At 69.5% G+C, this 14962-nt stretch carries 13 protein-coding genes; 5 read left to right on the top strand and 8 right to left on the bottom strand.

The features are described from left to right. Positions 1-109: 109 nt before the first annotated feature. On the bottom strand, positions 110-1582 hold the full coding sequence (locus tag EV657_RS02010) for an NAD-dependent succinate-semialdehyde dehydrogenase (protein ID WP_134076981.1): 1473 nt from the start codon (positions 1580-1582) through the stop codon (positions 110-112). 69 nt (positions 1583-1651) lie between these two features. Here EV657_RS02010 and EV657_RS02005 point away from each other — a divergent pair, with 69 nt between their 5' ends. Beyond that, positions 1652-2443 (top strand): alpha/beta hydrolase, encoded by a 792-nt coding sequence (locus tag EV657_RS02005; protein ID WP_075787493.1) that lies wholly within the window; start codon positions 1652-1654, stop codon positions 2441-2443. Between the two features lie 29 nt (positions 2444-2472). Here EV657_RS02005 and EV657_RS02000 read toward each other — a convergent pair whose 3' ends face one another. The 5 genes from EV657_RS02000 to EV657_RS01980 form a co-directional block, all read right to left on the bottom strand. Continuing rightward, entirely contained in the window at positions 2473-3465 is a 993-nt protein-coding gene (locus EV657_RS02000) for a P1 family peptidase (protein ID WP_134077125.1), read from the bottom strand. 76 nt (positions 3466-3541) lie between these two features. After that, a complete protein-coding gene (locus tag EV657_RS01995; RefSeq protein WP_075784811.1) occupies positions 3542-4990 on the bottom strand; it encodes an aldehyde dehydrogenase family protein in 1449 nt (482 codons plus the stop codon). A 5-nt stretch (positions 4991-4995) separates the two neighbouring features. Further along, positions 4996-6567, bottom strand: a complete 1572-nt coding sequence (locus tag EV657_RS01990; RefSeq protein WP_134076980.1) for an ABC transporter ATP-binding protein — start codon at positions 6565-6567, stop codon at positions 4996-4998. Continuing rightward, positions 6564-7385 (bottom strand): ABC transporter permease, encoded by an 822-nt coding sequence (locus EV657_RS01985; RefSeq protein WP_134076979.1) that lies wholly within the window; start codon positions 7383-7385, stop codon positions 6564-6566. The genes EV657_RS01990 and EV657_RS01985 overlap by 4 nt, the downstream gene beginning before the upstream one ends. Next, complete coding sequence (locus EV657_RS01980; protein ID WP_134076978.1) at positions 7382-8326, bottom strand: ABC transporter permease; 945 nt, start codon at positions 8324-8326, stop codon at positions 7382-7384. The genes EV657_RS01985 and EV657_RS01980 overlap by 4 nt, the downstream gene beginning before the upstream one ends. A gap of 243 nt (positions 8327-8569) precedes the next feature. On the opposite strand from EV657_RS01980, the gene EV657_RS01975 reads away from it, so the two are divergent. Continuing rightward, positions 8570-9787: an aminopeptidase P family protein gene (locus EV657_RS01975; protein ID WP_134076977.1), complete on the top strand. Its 1218-nt coding sequence runs from the start codon at positions 8570-8572 to the stop codon at positions 9785-9787. Between the two features lie 166 nt (positions 9788-9953). On the opposite strand, the gene EV657_RS01970 is transcribed toward EV657_RS01975, so the two are convergent. After that, positions 9954-11450 (bottom strand): ABC transporter substrate-binding protein, encoded by a 1497-nt coding sequence (locus tag EV657_RS01970; protein ID WP_134076976.1) that lies wholly within the window; start codon positions 11448-11450, stop codon positions 9954-9956. A 138-nt stretch (positions 11451-11588) separates the two neighbouring features. Between EV657_RS01970 and panB the strand changes: the two genes are divergently transcribed. Both panB and panC read left to right on the top strand, forming a co-directional pair. Then, on the top strand, positions 11589-12419 hold the full coding sequence (panB, locus tag EV657_RS01965) for a 3-methyl-2-oxobutanoate hydroxymethyltransferase (protein WP_075784817.1): 831 nt from the start codon (positions 11589-11591) through the stop codon (positions 12417-12419). After that, positions 12416-13267, top strand: a complete 852-nt coding sequence (panC, locus tag EV657_RS01960; RefSeq protein ID WP_134076975.1) for a pantoate--beta-alanine ligase — start codon at positions 12416-12418, stop codon at positions 13265-13267. The genes panB and panC overlap by 4 nt, the downstream gene beginning before the upstream one ends. Positions 13268-13274: 7 nt before the next feature. Here panC and EV657_RS01955 read toward each other — a convergent pair whose 3' ends face one another. Then, on the bottom strand, positions 13275-14561 hold the full coding sequence (locus EV657_RS01955; RefSeq protein ID WP_134076974.1) for an acetylornithine deacetylase/succinyl-diaminopimelate desuccinylase family protein: 1287 nt from the start codon (positions 14559-14561) through the stop codon (positions 13275-13277). A gap of 134 nt (positions 14562-14695) precedes the next feature. On the opposite strand from EV657_RS01955, the gene EV657_RS01950 reads away from it, so the two are divergent. Beyond that, the gene (locus tag EV657_RS01950; RefSeq protein WP_075784820.1) at positions 14696-14962 is read left to right on the top strand and encodes a hypothetical protein; all 267 of its coding nucleotides are present in this window, start codon (positions 14696-14698) and stop codon (positions 14960-14962) included.

The raw sequence follows: 14962 nt of genomic DNA, 5'->3' as shown, positions 1-14962 counted from the left end.
GGGGCGATGTTCGGCCCTTTAACCCTTCGGGGTCAAGGCGGAAATGACCGCAAGCGGGCAGGTGGGACCCGCCCGCTTGCGGCGCTCTGTCGCCCTGCGGGCGCCGGTCTCAGACCGACATGCAGATGTATTTCATCTCGAGGTAATCCTCGATCCCGTGGCGGCTGCCCTCGCGGCCCAGCCCCGACTGCTTGACGCCCCCGAAGGGTGCGACCTCGGTCGAGATCAGCCCGGTATTGACGCCGACGATGCCGTATTCCAGCGCCTCGGCCACCTTGTAGACCCGGCTCAGGTCGCGCGCGAAGAAATACGAGGCCAGCCCGAAGATCGTGTCGTTGGCCATGGCGATGACCTCGTCCTCGGTCTCGAACCGGAACAGCGGCGCCAGCGGGCCGAAGGTCTCGTCTGTGGCGAACTGCATCTCCTGCGTGGCGCCGGTGACGATGGTGGGTTCGAAGAAGGTGCCGCCGCGCTGATGCGGCTTGCCGCCCAGGATCACCTTGGCGCCCTTGGCGGTGGCATCGGCCAGATGGGCCTCGACCTTCTCGCGCGCGGCGTCCGAGATCAGCGGGCCGAGATCGGTGCCGTCATCCATGCCGTCGCCGACCTTGAGCTTGCCGACCGCCTCGGCCAGCTTGGCGGCGAAGGCGTCGTAGACGCCCGACTGCACGTAGATCCGGTTGGCGCAGACGCAGGTCTGGCCGTTGTTGCGGAACTTGCAGGCTATGGCGCCCTTCACGGCCGCATCCAGATCGGCGTCGTCGAAGACGATGAAGGGCGCGTTGCCGCCCAGCTCCATCGAGCATTTCTTGACCTGGTCGGCGGCCTGGCGCAGCAGGATGCGCCCGACCTCGGTCGACCCGGTGAAGGTGATCTTGCGCACCACCGGGTTCTCGCTGAACTCCTTGCCGATATCCGAGGATTTCGACGAGGTGATGACCGAGAACAACCCCTTGGGCAGGCCCGCCCGTTCGGCCAGCACCGCCATGGCCAGCGCCGAAAGCGGCGTCTCGCCCGCGGGCTTGATCAGGATCGCGCAGCCCGCAGCCAGCGCGGGCGCCGCTTTCCGGGTGATCATCGCATTGGGGAAGTTCCAGGGCGTGATCGCGGCCACCACCCCCACCGGCTGGCGGATCACGGTCAGGCGCTTGTCGGGCTGATGGCCCGGAATGGTCTCGCCATAGATCCGCTTGGCCTCTTCGGCGAACCATTCGACGAAGGAGGCGCCATAGGCGATCTCGCCCCGGGCCTCGGCCAGCGGCTTGCCCATTTCGGCGGTCAGGATCAGCGCCAGATCCTCTTGCGCGGCCGTCATCAGGTCGTACCACTTGCGCAGCACGCCGGCGCGCTCTTTCGCGGTCTTCGCGGCCCAGCCCTTCTGGGCGGCGGCGGCGGCCTCGATGGCGCGGGCGGCCTCGGCCCGGCCCATGTCGGGCACCTGGCAGATGGTCTCGCCATTGGCCGGGTTCGTCACGGCGAAACTCGCGCCGTCATCGGCCCCGACCCAGTCCCCGGCGAGATAGGCATCGGTGGCCAGCAGGCCCGGGTCCTTGAGAAGGCTCTTGAGGTCGCGTGCAAGCATCGGTCATTCTCCCTTGGATATTTTCGGTGCAGCATGGAGGCAGGGGGAACGGGGATGCAAGAAGAAGCCATCGACTGGGACGACGCCTATGCCAACGCCCCTTATATCCCGTCCGCCGAAGCCTACCCGCCGCGCTGGGCCGCAGAGGCCGCGGCATTCCGGGCCAGGGCACGGGGCCAGACGGGGCAAAGTTACGGACCCCATCCGCGGCAGGGCTTCGATCTGTTCCTGCCCGAGGCAGAACCTAGCGGGCTCGTGGTGTTTGTCCATGGCGGCTACTGGATGAAGTTCGACCGCTCGCTCTGGTCGCATCTGGCGGCGGGGGCCGTGGCGCGGGGCTGGGCGGTGGCGATGCCGTCCTACCGGCTGGCCCCCGAGGTCGCGATCCCCGACATCACCGCCGATATCCGCGCGGCGGTCGAGGCCATCGCCAGCCGCGTCCCCGGCGGGCCGCTGGTGCTGGCCGGGCATTCGGCGGGCGGCCATCTGGTGGCGCGGATGCTTTGCGGCGATACCGCGCCGGGCGCGTCCGCGGACCGGATCGCCCGGGTGGTGCCGATCTCGCCGGTCTCGGACCTGCGGCCGCTTCTGAGCACGCAGATGGCTGGCCCGCTTCACCTCGATGCCGCAACGGCGGCCGCCGAAAGCCCGGCGCTGATGACGCCGCGGGCCGATGTGCCGGTCCATGTCTGGGTTGGCGGCGACGAACGCCCGGTCTTTGTCGATCAGGCGCGCTGGCTGGCCGAGGCCTGGCCGGGGGCGGCGCTGACCGTCGATGAAGGGCGCCACCATTTCGACGTGATCGAGGGGCTGACCCGGCCCGACAGCCCGCTGACCGGGGCGCTGCTCGACGGGCTCTAGGCCTGGCTCAGTCCTGGCTCAGTCCTGGCTCAGTCCTGGCCGAACAGCTCCTGCCAGCAGGGCCTTGTGTCGCCCGGCGCTGCGCGCGCCAGATAGACCCCGCGCGCGATGGCCCGCGCCAGACAGACGGCGGCGGCATGGCCCAGCCGCAGCGCCTCGTACCCGCCTTCGGGCAGCGGTTTCGCCCCGGTCGCTGCGGCAAAGACCAGATCGCCGTCGAAAGGCGTATGGCTCGGCACCAGCGCGCGGGCCATGCCGTCATGGGCCGCGACCGCCATCCGCGTCGCCTGCGCCTGGGTCAGCGCCGCATCGGTCGCGACGATGGCGATGGTCGTCGACTGGCCAAGCTTTGCCTCGGGGCGTGGCTCGGCCAGAGGGTCGTGCCGCCCGACACCGCGCCCGCCGAACTCGTCCCCGATCTCGAAGGGCGCGGCCCAGAATTCCGGCCCGCCGCCCATGACCGCAGACCCCAGCGCATTGACCGCAACCAGCGCGCCGACGGTGATGCCGCTCTCCAGCACCAGCGAGGCCGAGCCGAGCCCGCCCTTCAGATCCGCCGTGGTGGCGCCCAGCCCCGCGCCCGCGCTGCCCAGCTCGATCTCTTCGCTTGCCGCTGCCAGCGCCGCGCGGCCAAGCGCGCGATAGGGCGCCTCGTCCCAGTCCTTGTGGCCGCCATTCGCCAGATCGAACAGGATCGCGCCCGGCACGATGGGCACCCGCTGCCCCGCGACCTCGAAGCCGCGCCCCATGGCGCGCAGCCCCTCGACCACCCCCGCCGCGGCATCGAGCCCGAAGGCCGACCCGCCCGACAGCACCAGCGCATCGATTTCCTGCACCAGCCGGTCGGGCGCCAGAAGATCGGTTTCGCGGGTGCCGGGCGCGCCGCCCATCACATGCACCCCGGCCACGAAGGGCGCGTCGCCCAAAAGAACCGTCACGCCGGTCTTCACCCGCACATCCCCGGCCTGGCCGACCCTCAGCCCCGCCACATCGGTCACAAGGTTCCGCCGCCCCGGCCGCATCGCGCCCCCTTCCGTCTTCTTCTTGGCAAAAATACCCACGGCACAGCGCCCGACGGAAGGCCGACCTGCGGTCGGCTCAGCCGTGGCGGGCCGCGACCGTCTTCAGCACCGAAAAGCCGTAAAGCGCCTCGAACCCCTTTTCGCGGCCATGGCCCGAAAGGCCCACGCCGCCGAAGGGCAGCTCGACCCCGCCGCCCGCGCCGTAATTGTTCAGATAGACCTGGCCCGCGCGCAGCTTCCTGGCCATCCGCATCTGCCGGGCGCCGTCGCGGGTCCAGACCGCGGCAACCAGCCCGTAGCCGGTGCCATTGGCGATCGACACGGCCTCCTCCTCGTCGGCGAAGGGGATCACCACCTGCACCGGGCCAAAGATTTCCTCCTGCGCCAGCCGGTGCCCGGGCGGCACCCGGGTCAGCAGCCGCGGCGCCACGTAATACCCGCCCGCGGGCGCATTGCCGATGATCCGGCCCTCGGCCGCGGTTTCCAGATCCTGCCCCTTGCCGAGATAGTCCAGAACGATCTCTTTCTGCCGACCGGAGATCAGCGGCCCGAGATTGAGATCCTCAAGCGCGGGGCCGACCCAGAGCGCGCGATAGGCGCCCGCCATGCGCTCGACCAGCTCGTCATAAAGCCGCCGCTCGACCAGGATGCGCGACGAGGCCGAACAGGTCTGTCCCGCGTTCTGCAGCCCGCCATTGACCAGAAACGGCAGCGCGGCGTCGAGATCGGCATCGGCGAAGACGATCTGGGGCGACTTGCCGCCCAGTTCCAGCGTCACCGGCGCCACATGGCGTGCGGCCTCGGCCTGAACCTTGCGTCCGACCGACAGCGAGCCCGTGAACGAGATATGATCGACCCCGGGATGCGAGGCGAGCGCCGCGCCGGCCTCGTCGCCCAGCCCCGGCACCACGTTCAGCGCGCCATCGGGCAGGCCCGCCTCTTCGGCCAGCTTGGCAAAGGCGAGCGCGGTCAGGCAGGCCTCTTCGGCCGGCTTCAGCACGCAGGCATTGCCCATCGCCAGCGCCGCCCCGACCGAGCGTCCGATGATCTGCATCGGGTAGTTCCAGGGGATGATATGGCCCGTCACCCCATGCGGCTCGCGCAGGGTGTAGACGGTATAGCCCTCCATGTAGGGAAGGCTGTGGCCCATCACCTTGTCGGCGGCGCCACCATAGAATTCCAGGTAGCGCGCCAGCGTCATCGCATCCGACCGTGCCTGGGTCAGCGGCTTGCCGACATCGGTGGCCTCGATCCGCGCCAGCGTTTCGGCACGGCCGCGCACGAACTGGCCGATTCGGGTCAGAACCCGGCCGCGCTCGGTCGCGGTCATCCGGCCCCAGGACCCCTGCCGGGCCTCGTCCGCGGCGGTGACGGCCGCGTCGATATCGGCAACCTTGCCGCGCGCGATCGACCCGATCGGCGCGCCGGTCGAGGGATTCTCGACCGCAAGAAAATCGCGGCTGGCAGGCGGCTGCCAGACCCCGCCGATAAAGCAGCGGTCGGTTTCGAACCAAAGCTCGCGCATACGTCTTAATCCGGTTCCTTCAGCTTCGGCGCGGCCGACAACAATGCCTTGGTATAAGCATGCGCAGGGTTGTGCAGCACCTTTTCTGTCGCCCCTTCCTCTACGATCCGGCCCGCCTGCATCACAAGCACTCGTTCGGTGCTCGACCTGACCACGGACAGGTCGTGACTGATGAAAAGATAGGACAGACCGAACCGTGCGCGCAGATCGGCCAGCAGATCGAGAATCTGCGCCCTGACGCGAACGTCAAGCGCCGAAACCGCCTCGTCAAGCACGATCAGATCGGGCCGCGCGATCAGCGCGCGCGCGATGGCGATGCGCTGGCGCTGGCCGCCCGAGAATTCGTGGATGAAGCGGTCGCGGTCCTTCGGATCAAGCCCCACAGCCTCGAGCGCCGCGTCGATGCGGTCTGCGGCATCGCTCGGGCGCCCGTCCAGATGAAACGGCTCGGCGATCAGCCGGGCCACGCGGTGGCGCGGATTGAAGCTGCCATAGGGGTCCTGAAAGACCGCGTTCATCTTGCGGCGCAGCCGGGCGGGCATCGCCGCACCGGCCCGCACGACATCTCCGTCCAGCCGGATCTCGCCGCCCTGCAGCGGATCGAGCCCCAGCACGGCTCGCGCCAAGGTCGATTTGCCGCACCCGGACTCGCCCACAAGGCCCAGACTTTCACCGCGCGCGATCCCGAAGCTGACCCCGTCGACCGCGCGATGGGGCGGCAGCCGCCGGAACAGGCCGGAATGGGCCGCCGGATAGCTGCGCCGCGCCTCGCGCACCTCCAGCAGCGGCGGGCCGGGCAGCGGCGGGGGCGTCGCGGGCCGGTGCGCAGACGCTGCCACCAGCGCGCGGGTATAGGGGTGCTTTCGGGCGGCAAGAACGGCCGCGGCCGGGCCCTCCTCGACGATCTCGCCGCGGCGCATCACCGCCAGCCGGTCGGCAAGCCCCGAGATTACCGCCAGATCGTGGGTGATCAGCAAAAGCCCCATCCCGGTCTCGGCCACCAGCCCCTTCAGCAGATCGAGGATCCGCGCCTGCGTGGTCACGTCGAGCGCGGTGGTCGGCTCGTCTGCGATCAGCAGTTGCGGGCGCAGCGCGATGGCCATGGCGATGCAGACCCGCTGACGCTGGCCGCCGGACAGCTCGTGCGGATAGCGCGTGGGCGGAAACCGCTCGGGCGGCAGCCCGACGCGGTGCAGGAGCCGCGCGGCGGCGCGGCGTGCCTCGGCCCGGGTCGCCTCGCCATGCACGATCAGCGTCTCGGCCACCTGATCGCCTATTCGTTGCACGGGGTTCAGCGCGGTCATCGGCTCCTGAAAGATCATGCCCAGATCGCGGCCGCGGATCGCGCACATCTGCCGGTCCGACAGCGACAGAAGATCGAGACCGTTCAGCCGCAGATGGCCGCGAAGCTCGGCGCCCTCGGGCAGAAGGCCCATGATCGCCAGCGCGGTCATCGACTTGCCCGATCCGCTTTCGCCCGCAAGTCCCAGGATCTCGCCCCGCCCGATTTCGAGCGAGACGCCGTTCAGCACCGCACGGCCATGCAGGCTCAGCCCCAGATCGCGCAGCAGGATCACCGGGCGGCTCTCCTGAGGCGCGGGTCGAGCGCGTCGCGCAGCCCGTCGCCCAGAAGGTTCAGCCCCAGCACGGTCAGCACGATGGCCAGCCCCGGCAGGATCGCCAGCCGGGGCGCGGTGTAGATCATGGTCTGCGCCTCGGCCAGCATCCGGCCCCAGCTGGGCGTCGGCGGCTGCGCCCCGAGCCCGACATAGGACAGCCCCGCCTCGGCGAGGATGCCGAGGCTGAACTGGATCGTGGCCTGCACGATCAGCAGGTTGGCGATATTGGGCAAGACATGTTCGGCGCTGATCCGGGCCCGGCCCTTGCCCGCCAGCTCGGCCGCGCGGATATAGTCGAGCGTCCAGAGGCTGAGCGCGGCGCCCCGCGTGACCCGGGCGAAGACCGGGATGTTGAAGATGCCGATGGCCAGGATCGCGTTCAGCGCCGAGGGGCCGAGGATGGCGGTGATCAGGATCGCGATCACCAGTGCCGGAAAGGCGAAGATCAGGTCGTTCATCCGCATGACGATCTCGTCAAGCCAGCCGCCGCGGGCCGCCGCCGCCATCAGCCCCAGCGGCACGCCCGCGCCCATGCCGATGCCGACCGCGACCAGCGCCACCGCGATCGAGGACCGCGCGCCGACCATCAGCATCGACAGCATGTCGCGGCCCAGCTGGTCGGTGCCCAGCAGATAGGCGCCGCCCGGCGGGCGCAGCCGCTCGGCGATGTTCAGCGCGGTCACGTCATGGGGCACCCAGACCAGCGACAGCGCCGCCAGCGCCAGCACGGTGCCGCTGAGCACGCCGCCCGCGATCAGGGTCGGCCGTGCGCTCATCGGCGCCTCAGCCGCGGATCGACCGCGGCATAGGCCAGGTCGACGAGGAAGGTGACAAGGATCACCGCGAAGACCAGAAGCATCACCACGCTTTCGACCACGATCAGGTCGCGCTGGGTGATGGCCTGAAAGATCAGCCGCCCGAGCCCGGGCAGGAAGAACACGTTCTCGATGATGATGGCCCCCGCCAGCAGAAAGGAGAATTGCAGCCCGAGGATGGTCAGGACCGGGATAAGCGCGTTGCGGAACGCATGGCGGCGCAGCGCCTGGGCCCGGCTCAGCCCCTTGGCCCGGGCGCTACGGATATAATCCTGCCCCAAGGTCTCGATCAGCGCCGAGCGCATCACCCGCGCGAGGATCGCGGCCTGCGGCAGGGCCAGCGCCACCGCCGGCAGGGTCAGCGCCTTGATCCCGGGGCCCAGCCCCGCCTCCCAGCCCGGAAAGCCGCCCGCCGAGACCCAGCGCAGCTTGACCGCGAAGACCAGCACCAGCAGCATCGCGAACCAGAAATTCGGCACCGCGATGCCCAGCTGCGTCGCCGCCATGATCCCCAGATCGGCCGCCCGCCCGCGCCGCGCCGCGGCCCAGAGCCCGACCGGCAGCGCGATCGCCGTCGACAGCGCCAGCGCATAGGCGGCAAGCGGCAGCGAGACGGCCAGGCGCTGCGCCACCAGATCGGCCACCGGCACGCGATAGGTGTAGGAGATGCCGAAATCGCCGGTCGCAAGCCCCGAAGCCCAGTCGAGATAGCGCGCCCAGACCGAGCCCGACAGCCCCAGCTCGTCGCGCAGCGCCGCCACCGTCTCGGGCGCCGCGTTCAGCCCCAGCATGTAGGCGGCGGGGTCGCCCGGGATCACCTCGATCGCCGCAAAGATCGCGATGCTGGCCGCGATCAGGCTCAGCGACAACGACAGGAGGCGGGTCAGGGCGTAACGCAGCATGCGCCTGAATCTAGGCCAAGGCGCGGGCCTGGCGCCAGTGCAATCGCCGCCGCCTCTGGCCGCGATCCAGCGCTTGCCAGACGGCGCCGACCGGCTATGCTCGGCCCCGGGCACCGTGCCGATGGCGTCGTGCGCGGGGGGCGTGACGCCCCCGATGCCCGGCGGTTTCCGCCTGTCCTCCTGTACGCCGGGAACATCCGATGTCCCGGCCCGCGCGCCGGGATGGCCTGTCAGGGAGCTCCCATGACCCGACCTGAAATCCGACCCGACTTCTACTGTTTCGCGAATGGCGAGAAGGCCGCGCTGCCCTTCGCGCCCGAGGAATACGACACCCGCCTGATGGGGCTTCGCGCCGCGATGGACGCCACCGGCGCCGAGGTCGCGGTGCTGACCTCGATGCAGAACGTGGCCTATTATTCGGGCTTTCTCTATTGCAGCTTCGGCCGGCCCTATGCGCTGGTGGTGACCGCCTCGCAGTCGGTCCTGATCGGCGCGGGCATCGACGCGGGCCAGCCCTGGCGGCGCTGCCATGGCGAGGCGCTGACCTATACCGACTGGGCGCGCGACAATTTCTGGCGTGCGGTCGCCCATGTCGCGGGGCAGGGCCGCCGCGTCGGGATCGAGGCCGACCACCTGACCCTGGCCCGGCGGGACGAGCTTGACACCTTCCTCGCCCCCGCGGGCACGGTCGATCTGGCGCCCGCGACCATGCAGCAGCGGATGCGCAAGAGCCCGGCCGAGCTTGACCTGATCCGGGCCGGGGCGGCGGTGGCCGACCTTGGCGGCCACGCGATCCGCGCGGCGGTGCGCGAGGGGGCGCGCGAGATCGACGTGGCGATGGCCGGGCGCGATGCGATGGAGCTGGAAATCGCCCGCCGCTTTCCCGAGGCCGAATACCGCGACACCTGGGTCTGGTTCCAGTCCGGGCCGAACACAGATGGCGCCCATAACCCGGTCACGGGCCGTGTCCTGCAGCGTGGCGACCTGCTGTCGCTGAACGCCTTCCCGATGATCTCGGGCTACTACACCGCGCTGGAACGCACGATGGTTCTGGGCGAGCCCGACCCCGCGACGCTGGGGATCTGGGAGGCCAACGTGGCGGCCCATGACTACGGCATATCTTTGCTGAAACCGGGCGCTTCCTGTGCAGAGATCACCCATCGCATCAACGACTTCCTCGCCGAGAGGGACCTGCTGCAATATCGCAGCTTCGGCTATGGCCACAGTTTCGGGGTCTTGTCGCATTACTATGGCCGCGAGGCCGGGCTGGAGCTGCGCGAGGATGTCGGGACCGTGCTGGAACCCGGTATGGTGATCTCGATGGAGCCGATGCTGACCATCCCCGAAGGTCGTCCCGGCGCGGGTGGCTACCGCGAACACGACATCCTGATCGTCACCGGGGACGGGGCGGAAGACATCACCCTCTATCCCTACGGGCCCGGATTCAACGTGATCGCCTGACCGGAGGCGTGGCGCCCGGCCGTGCTGTCGCGAACCGGGTATTTGGACCAAGAAGAAGATGCATGCGGGGGGCTCTTCGGTCCTTCTTCTTGGTTCATATACCCCGAAGATCGCCTGCCCCGTCAGGGGCAGGCCAGAGGGCGTGCGCCGCAGGCGCCCGTCTGGATCAGTCAGCCCAGCGCACGGCGGTCAGGTCGTTGGCCTGGGTCGGTGCGTTCTCCCAAAGCCCTTCGATCTTCGCATTGGCGACGCCGGTCTTGGCCAGCTGGAAGAGATAGACGTTGACGTGGTCCTCGGCGATCATCCGCTGCGCCGCCTTCAGGATCTCGGACCGCTCGTCGGGGGCGGTTGCGCCCGCAAGCCGGTCCATGAGGGCCACGAAATCCGGCTTTCCATAGCCGAAATAGTAATCGGGCCGGGCATAGATGCCGATATCCATCGGCTCGGTATGGCTGACGATGGTCAGGTCGAAGTCGTTCCGCTTGAACACCCGGTCGAGCCATTGCGCCCATTCGAGGTTGGTGATCTCGGTCTCGATCCCCGCGGCGCGCAGTTCGGCCGCCACGATCTCGCCCCCGCGCCGCGCATAGCTTGGCGGGGGCAGCGCCAGCCGCAGTTTCAGGTCGGTCTGTCCCGCCTCGGCCAGAAGCGCGCGGGCCTTCTTGAGGTCGTGCCGCGACAGGCCGGTCAGGTCGACATAGTCGGGATGGTGCGGCGCGAAATGCGTGCCGATGGGCGTGCCATAGCCGAACATCGCCCCGTCGATGACATCCTGCCGGTCGATGGCATGGGCGATGGCCTCGCGCACCCGGATGCCGTCAAGCGGCGGGCGGCGGTTGTTGATCGCAAGGATTGTCTCGCCCTCGGTGGTGCCGACGATCACCTTGAACCGCGGGTCGGCCTCGAATTGCGGCAGCGTTTCGGGCGCGGGAAAGTTCGGGAAGGCATCGACATCGCCCGCCATCATCGCCGCATAGGCCGCGTTCGGGTCGGGGATGAACTTGAAGGTCGCGCGGGCGAGCGCCGGGGCCGGACCCCAGTAATCGGGGTTGCGCACCAGCTCGACCCGGTCGCCATGGACCCAGCGGTCGAACCGGAAGGGACCGGTGCCGACCGGGGCGGTGGCCGCGGTCCCGGCCGTCTCGGGGGCGACGATCACCGCATCGCCCCAGGCCATCTTGAAGGGAAACGCCCCGTCGGGCCGGGCAAGCGTCACCGTCACGGTCAGCGGATCGGTTGCCGCGATGCTGTCGATCCCGTCGAACAGCGCCTTCTGGGCGTTGGTGCTGTCGGGGCCCCGGGCGCGGTCGAGGCTGAAGGCCACGTCATCGGCCTCCATCGCCGTGCCGTCATGAAACCGCACCCCCTCCCGCAGATGGAAGGTGTAGACCGTGGCGGTCCCGTTCGTCTCCCAGCTGGCGGCGAGGCCCGGCACCACGGTGCCGTCTGGGGCAAAGCGCGTCAGCCCCTCGAAGACATTGGCATAGACCACCTCGTCGGTCGCGGCGGCGGCGCCGGAGGTCGGGTCGAGGTTCGGCGGCTCCAGCACCATACCGAGGGTAATCGCATCCGGTGGCGCGGCGCGGGCGGGGACGGCCGCAAGGCTCAGTCCGAAAGGCAGGGCCAGGACCAGGGTCCGGGCGATGATCCGAATGGGGCGCATCCTGCGGTCTCCTTTCCGTTCCGTCCCCATCTGAGGCCGGGCGGGGGCGCAAGGCAAGGCCCAGGGCATGGCAGCGGGCTGGATTCTGCGCTGCAGCACGCTATAAGGCGCGCCAATTGCAGCGCCGGGGAGGAGAGGATGAGTGCAAGTGCCGAAAGCCGCCAGATGACGGTGGCAGAGGTCCGGGCGAGGAAGGGGGCCGCGCCGCTGGTCTGCCTCACCGCCTATACGACGCCGATGGCCGAGGCGGTCGATGCCGCCTGCGATGTCGTTCTGGTGGGCGACAGCGTGGGCATGGTGCTGCACGGGCTTCCTTCGACGCTGGGCGTCAGCATGGAGATGATGCTGATGCATGGCCGGGCCGTGGCGCGCGGGCTGAGCCATGCGCTGATGGTCGTCGACATGCCCTTCGGGAGCTATGAGGAAAGCCCCGAACAGGCGTTCCGCAATGCCGCGCGGCTGATGGCCGAGACCGGCTGCGGCGCGGTCAAGCTGGAAGGCGGGGCGGCGATGGCCGGGACGATCCGGTTTCTGAGCGCGCGCGGCATTCCGGTGATGGCCCATGTCGGGCTGACGCCGCAGGGCGTGATGGGCTTCGGCGGCTACAAGGTGCAGGGGCGCGGCGCGGACGGGGCGCGGGTGCTGGCCGATGCGCAGGCGGTGGCCGAGGCCGGCGCCTTCGCGGTGGTGCTGGAAAAGGTGCCCGCGGCGCTGGCCGACCGGATCACCGACGCGGTTCCGATCCCGACCATCGGCATCGGCGCCTCGGCGGGCTGCGACGGGCAGATCCTTGTCGTCGACGACATGCTGGGGGTCTTCACCGGCTTTCGGCCGAAATTCGTCAAGCGCTATGCCGAACTGGGCAGTGCCGCCCGCGCGGCCGTGGCCCTCTACGCCGAAGAGGTCCGCGCCCGGCGCTTTCCGGGCCCCGAGCATGTCTTTGCCGACGAGACCGGAGGTGCGGCATGACCGCGCCGATCCTGCGCAGCCTTGAGGCGCTGCGCGCTGTCAGGGCCGAGTGGCGGGCCGAGGGCGCCCGCGTCGCCGTCGTGCCGACCATGGGCGCGCTGCATGACGGGCATCTCAGCCTTGCCGCTGCCGCGAAGGCTGCCGCCGACCGGGTGATCGTCACGATCTTCGTCAACCCCAGGCAGTTCAACGATCCGGGCGATCTGGCGCGCTATCCGCGCACCGAGGCGCGCGATGCCGAGAAACTGGCGCCGCTCGGCGTCGATGCGCTTTATGTGCCCGCGGCCGATCAGGTCTATCCGCCGGGCTTTGCGACCTCGGTCTCGGTTTCGGGCGTCAGCGAGGGGCTCTGCGGCGCGCACCGGCCGGGCCATTTCGACGGGGTGGCGACGGTCGTGACCAAGCTGTTGCTGCAGACCGGCGCCGATTGCGCCTTTTTCGGCGAGAAGGACTTTCAGCAGCTGATGGTGGTGCGGCGGCTGGTGCGCGATCTGGACATTCCGGTCGAGATCGTGGGCTGCCCCACGGTGCGCGAGCCCGACGGGCTGGCATTGTCCTCGCGCAATGCACTTCTGTCCGGCGATTCGCGCGCCATGGCGCCCGCCCTTTATCGGGCGCTCGAGGCCGCGCGACAGGCGCTCGAGGCCGGGGCCGGGGCAGAGACGACACTGGCCACGGCGCGAGCCGCGATCATGGCGGCGGGCTTTGCCGAGGTCGAATATCTCGAACTGCGCGCGGCTGCCGATCTGGCGCCGCTCGAGGCTGCGGACGTGCCTGCCCGGCTGCTGGTCGCGGCACATCTGGGCGGGGTGCGGCTGATCGACAATATCCCGGTGGCGGCGCGCTGAGGCGCCGTCAGCCGTCGAGCAGGTCGGACAGGGTCAGCGCCATCACCTGGGCGGCCTCGACCATGTCGTCGATGCCGACCCATTCGTCAGGCTGATGCGCCAGATCGAGGACGCCCGGCCCATAGGCGATGCAGTTCCTGAGCCGCCCGATCCGGTCGATATGCTTCTGATCATAGGTGCCGGGCGAGACGACGAAATCGGGCGCAGTCCCCAGTACCCGGCCGATGGCGCGTTCGACCGCCTGCACCACCGGGGCGCCGCGGTCGGTCATGCTGGGGCGGACCTCGAACAGCTCGCGGATCTCGTAGTCAAAGCCCGGACGGCGGGCGCGGACCCGCTCCATCAGCGCGCGGATCTCGCGCTTGACCTCCTCGGGGTCCTCCTCGATCAGCACCCGCCGGTCGATGGTGATGCGGCAGCGGTCGGGCACGCAGGGCGCGGGCAGGCCGTCATAGTCCGCCTCCTGTTCGGGCTCGCCGCCATGGATCGCGTTGATGTTCAGCGTCGCGGCGCGGGCGCCCTCTGGCACCACGGGCATGGCGGTCTGTCGCCCCGCCAGCAGCGGAAACAGCGTGGCCTCCATCTCGGCCAGCACCGCGCCCATATGGCGGATCGCGCAATCGCCGAGGAAGGGCATCGAGCCATGGGCGATCCGGCCCTTCGTCTCGATCTCGGCCCACCAGACGCCGCGATGGCCCAGACAGATCCGGTTCTTGTTCAGCGGCTCGGGGATGATGACATGCTGGACGCGCTCGGGCGCGAACCAGCCGCGCTCGGCCAGCCAGGCGACCCCGCCGAAGCCGCCCGATTCCTCGTCGGCGGTGGCGCTGATCTCGACCGCGCCGCGATAGGCGGGGCAGGTGGCAACGAAGGTCTCGGCCGCCAGCACCGCCGCAGCGATGCCGCCCTTCATGTCGCAGGCGCCCCGGCCCCAGACCCGGCCGTCGCGGATCTCGCCGCCGAAGGGATCGACGCTCCAGCCATGGCCGACCTCGACCACGTCGTGATGGCCGTTGAAATGGACGCAGTCGCCGCCCTCGGTGCCCTCATGCCGCGCGATCATGTTCCAGCGCGGATGGGCGTCGCTGTCGGCGGGCGCGCCGCGGGCCCGGACATAGCTGACCTCAAAACCCTTCGCGGCCAGCCGCTCGCCCAGATATTCGCAGATTTCCAGATAGTTGCGCCCCGGCGGGTTCAGCGTGGGAATGCGGATCAGATCGCGCGTCAGCGCGGCCACCTCGTCGCGCCTTGCCGCGACCGCCCGTTCCAGACCATGCCCCGGAGATGTGTCCATGCCCGATCCTAGCGCCTCGCGCTCCCTGCGGCAATCGCGCCTAGGCTGCGTCCGGCCGCTGGCCTGTCGTGCAAATCGCACGGGGCATGCCTATATTCGGCAGCGAGGGCGGGATCTCCGGGGAGGACGGAACCATGTTTGCATTCCTGCGTTTTGCTCTTGCGGGGTTCGTGATCCTCACGGTGATCTATATTGCCGTGTCGCTCTATTCCCGTGCGGTCAGACGCGGCAAGCTCGGACGGGAATGGGACGAGGACATCCGTATCGGCGACCGCGATGCTTACGTCGAGGAGGGGCTCCGGCAATATGACCGCTCGCTCCGGCGCAAGCTGATCCTCGGGGTCTATGTCGTGCCGGCCATCGTCGTCGGCACGATCATCTATATCACGAATTACATGTGA

The organism is Rhodovulum visakhapatnamense (assembly GCF_004365965.1).
In the GTDB taxonomy this organism is placed as follows: Bacteria; Pseudomonadota; Alphaproteobacteria; order Rhodobacterales; family Rhodobacteraceae; genus Rhodovulum; species Rhodovulum visakhapatnamense.
This window is presented reverse-complemented; position numbering and strand designations above follow the sequence as displayed.

Excerpts from the sequence above, each read along its gene's own strand:
- panB (WP_075784817.1), top strand. The coding sequence starts at position 11,589 with ATGAGTGCAAGTGCCGAAAGCCGCCAGATGACGGTGGCAGAGGTCCGG.
- EV657_RS01970 (WP_134076976.1), bottom strand. The coding sequence starts at position 11,450 with ATGCGCCCCATTCGGATCATCGCCCGGACCCTGGTCCTGGCCCTGCCT.
- EV657_RS01975 (WP_134076977.1), top strand. The coding sequence starts at position 8,570 with ATGACCCGACCTGAAATCCGACCCGACTTCTACTGTTTCGCGAATGGC.
- EV657_RS01955 (WP_134076974.1), bottom strand. The coding sequence starts at position 14,561 with ATGGACACATCTCCGGGGCATGGTCTGGAACGGGCGGTCGCGGCAAGG.
- EV657_RS01980 (WP_134076978.1), bottom strand. The coding sequence starts at position 8,326 with ATGCTGCGTTACGCCCTGACCCGCCTCCTGTCGTTGTCGCTGAGCCTG.
- EV657_RS01995 (WP_075784811.1), bottom strand. The coding sequence starts at position 4,990 with ATGCGCGAGCTTTGGTTCGAAACCGACCGCTGCTTTATCGGCGGGGTC.
- EV657_RS01950 (WP_075784820.1), top strand. The coding sequence starts at position 14,696 with ATGTTTGCATTCCTGCGTTTTGCTCTTGCGGGGTTCGTGATCCTCACG.
- EV657_RS02000 (WP_134077125.1), bottom strand. The coding sequence starts at position 3,465 with ATGCGGCCGGGGCGGCGGAACCTTGTGACCGATGTGGCGGGGCTGAGG.
- panC (WP_134076975.1), top strand. The coding sequence starts at position 12,416 with ATGACCGCGCCGATCCTGCGCAGCCTTGAGGCGCTGCGCGCTGTCAGG.
- EV657_RS01985 (WP_134076979.1), bottom strand. The coding sequence starts at position 7,385 with ATGAGCGCACGGCCGACCCTGATCGCGGGCGGCGTGCTCAGCGGCACC.
- EV657_RS02010 (WP_134076981.1), bottom strand. The coding sequence starts at position 1,582 with ATGCTTGCACGCGACCTCAAGAGCCTTCTCAAGGACCCGGGCCTGCTG.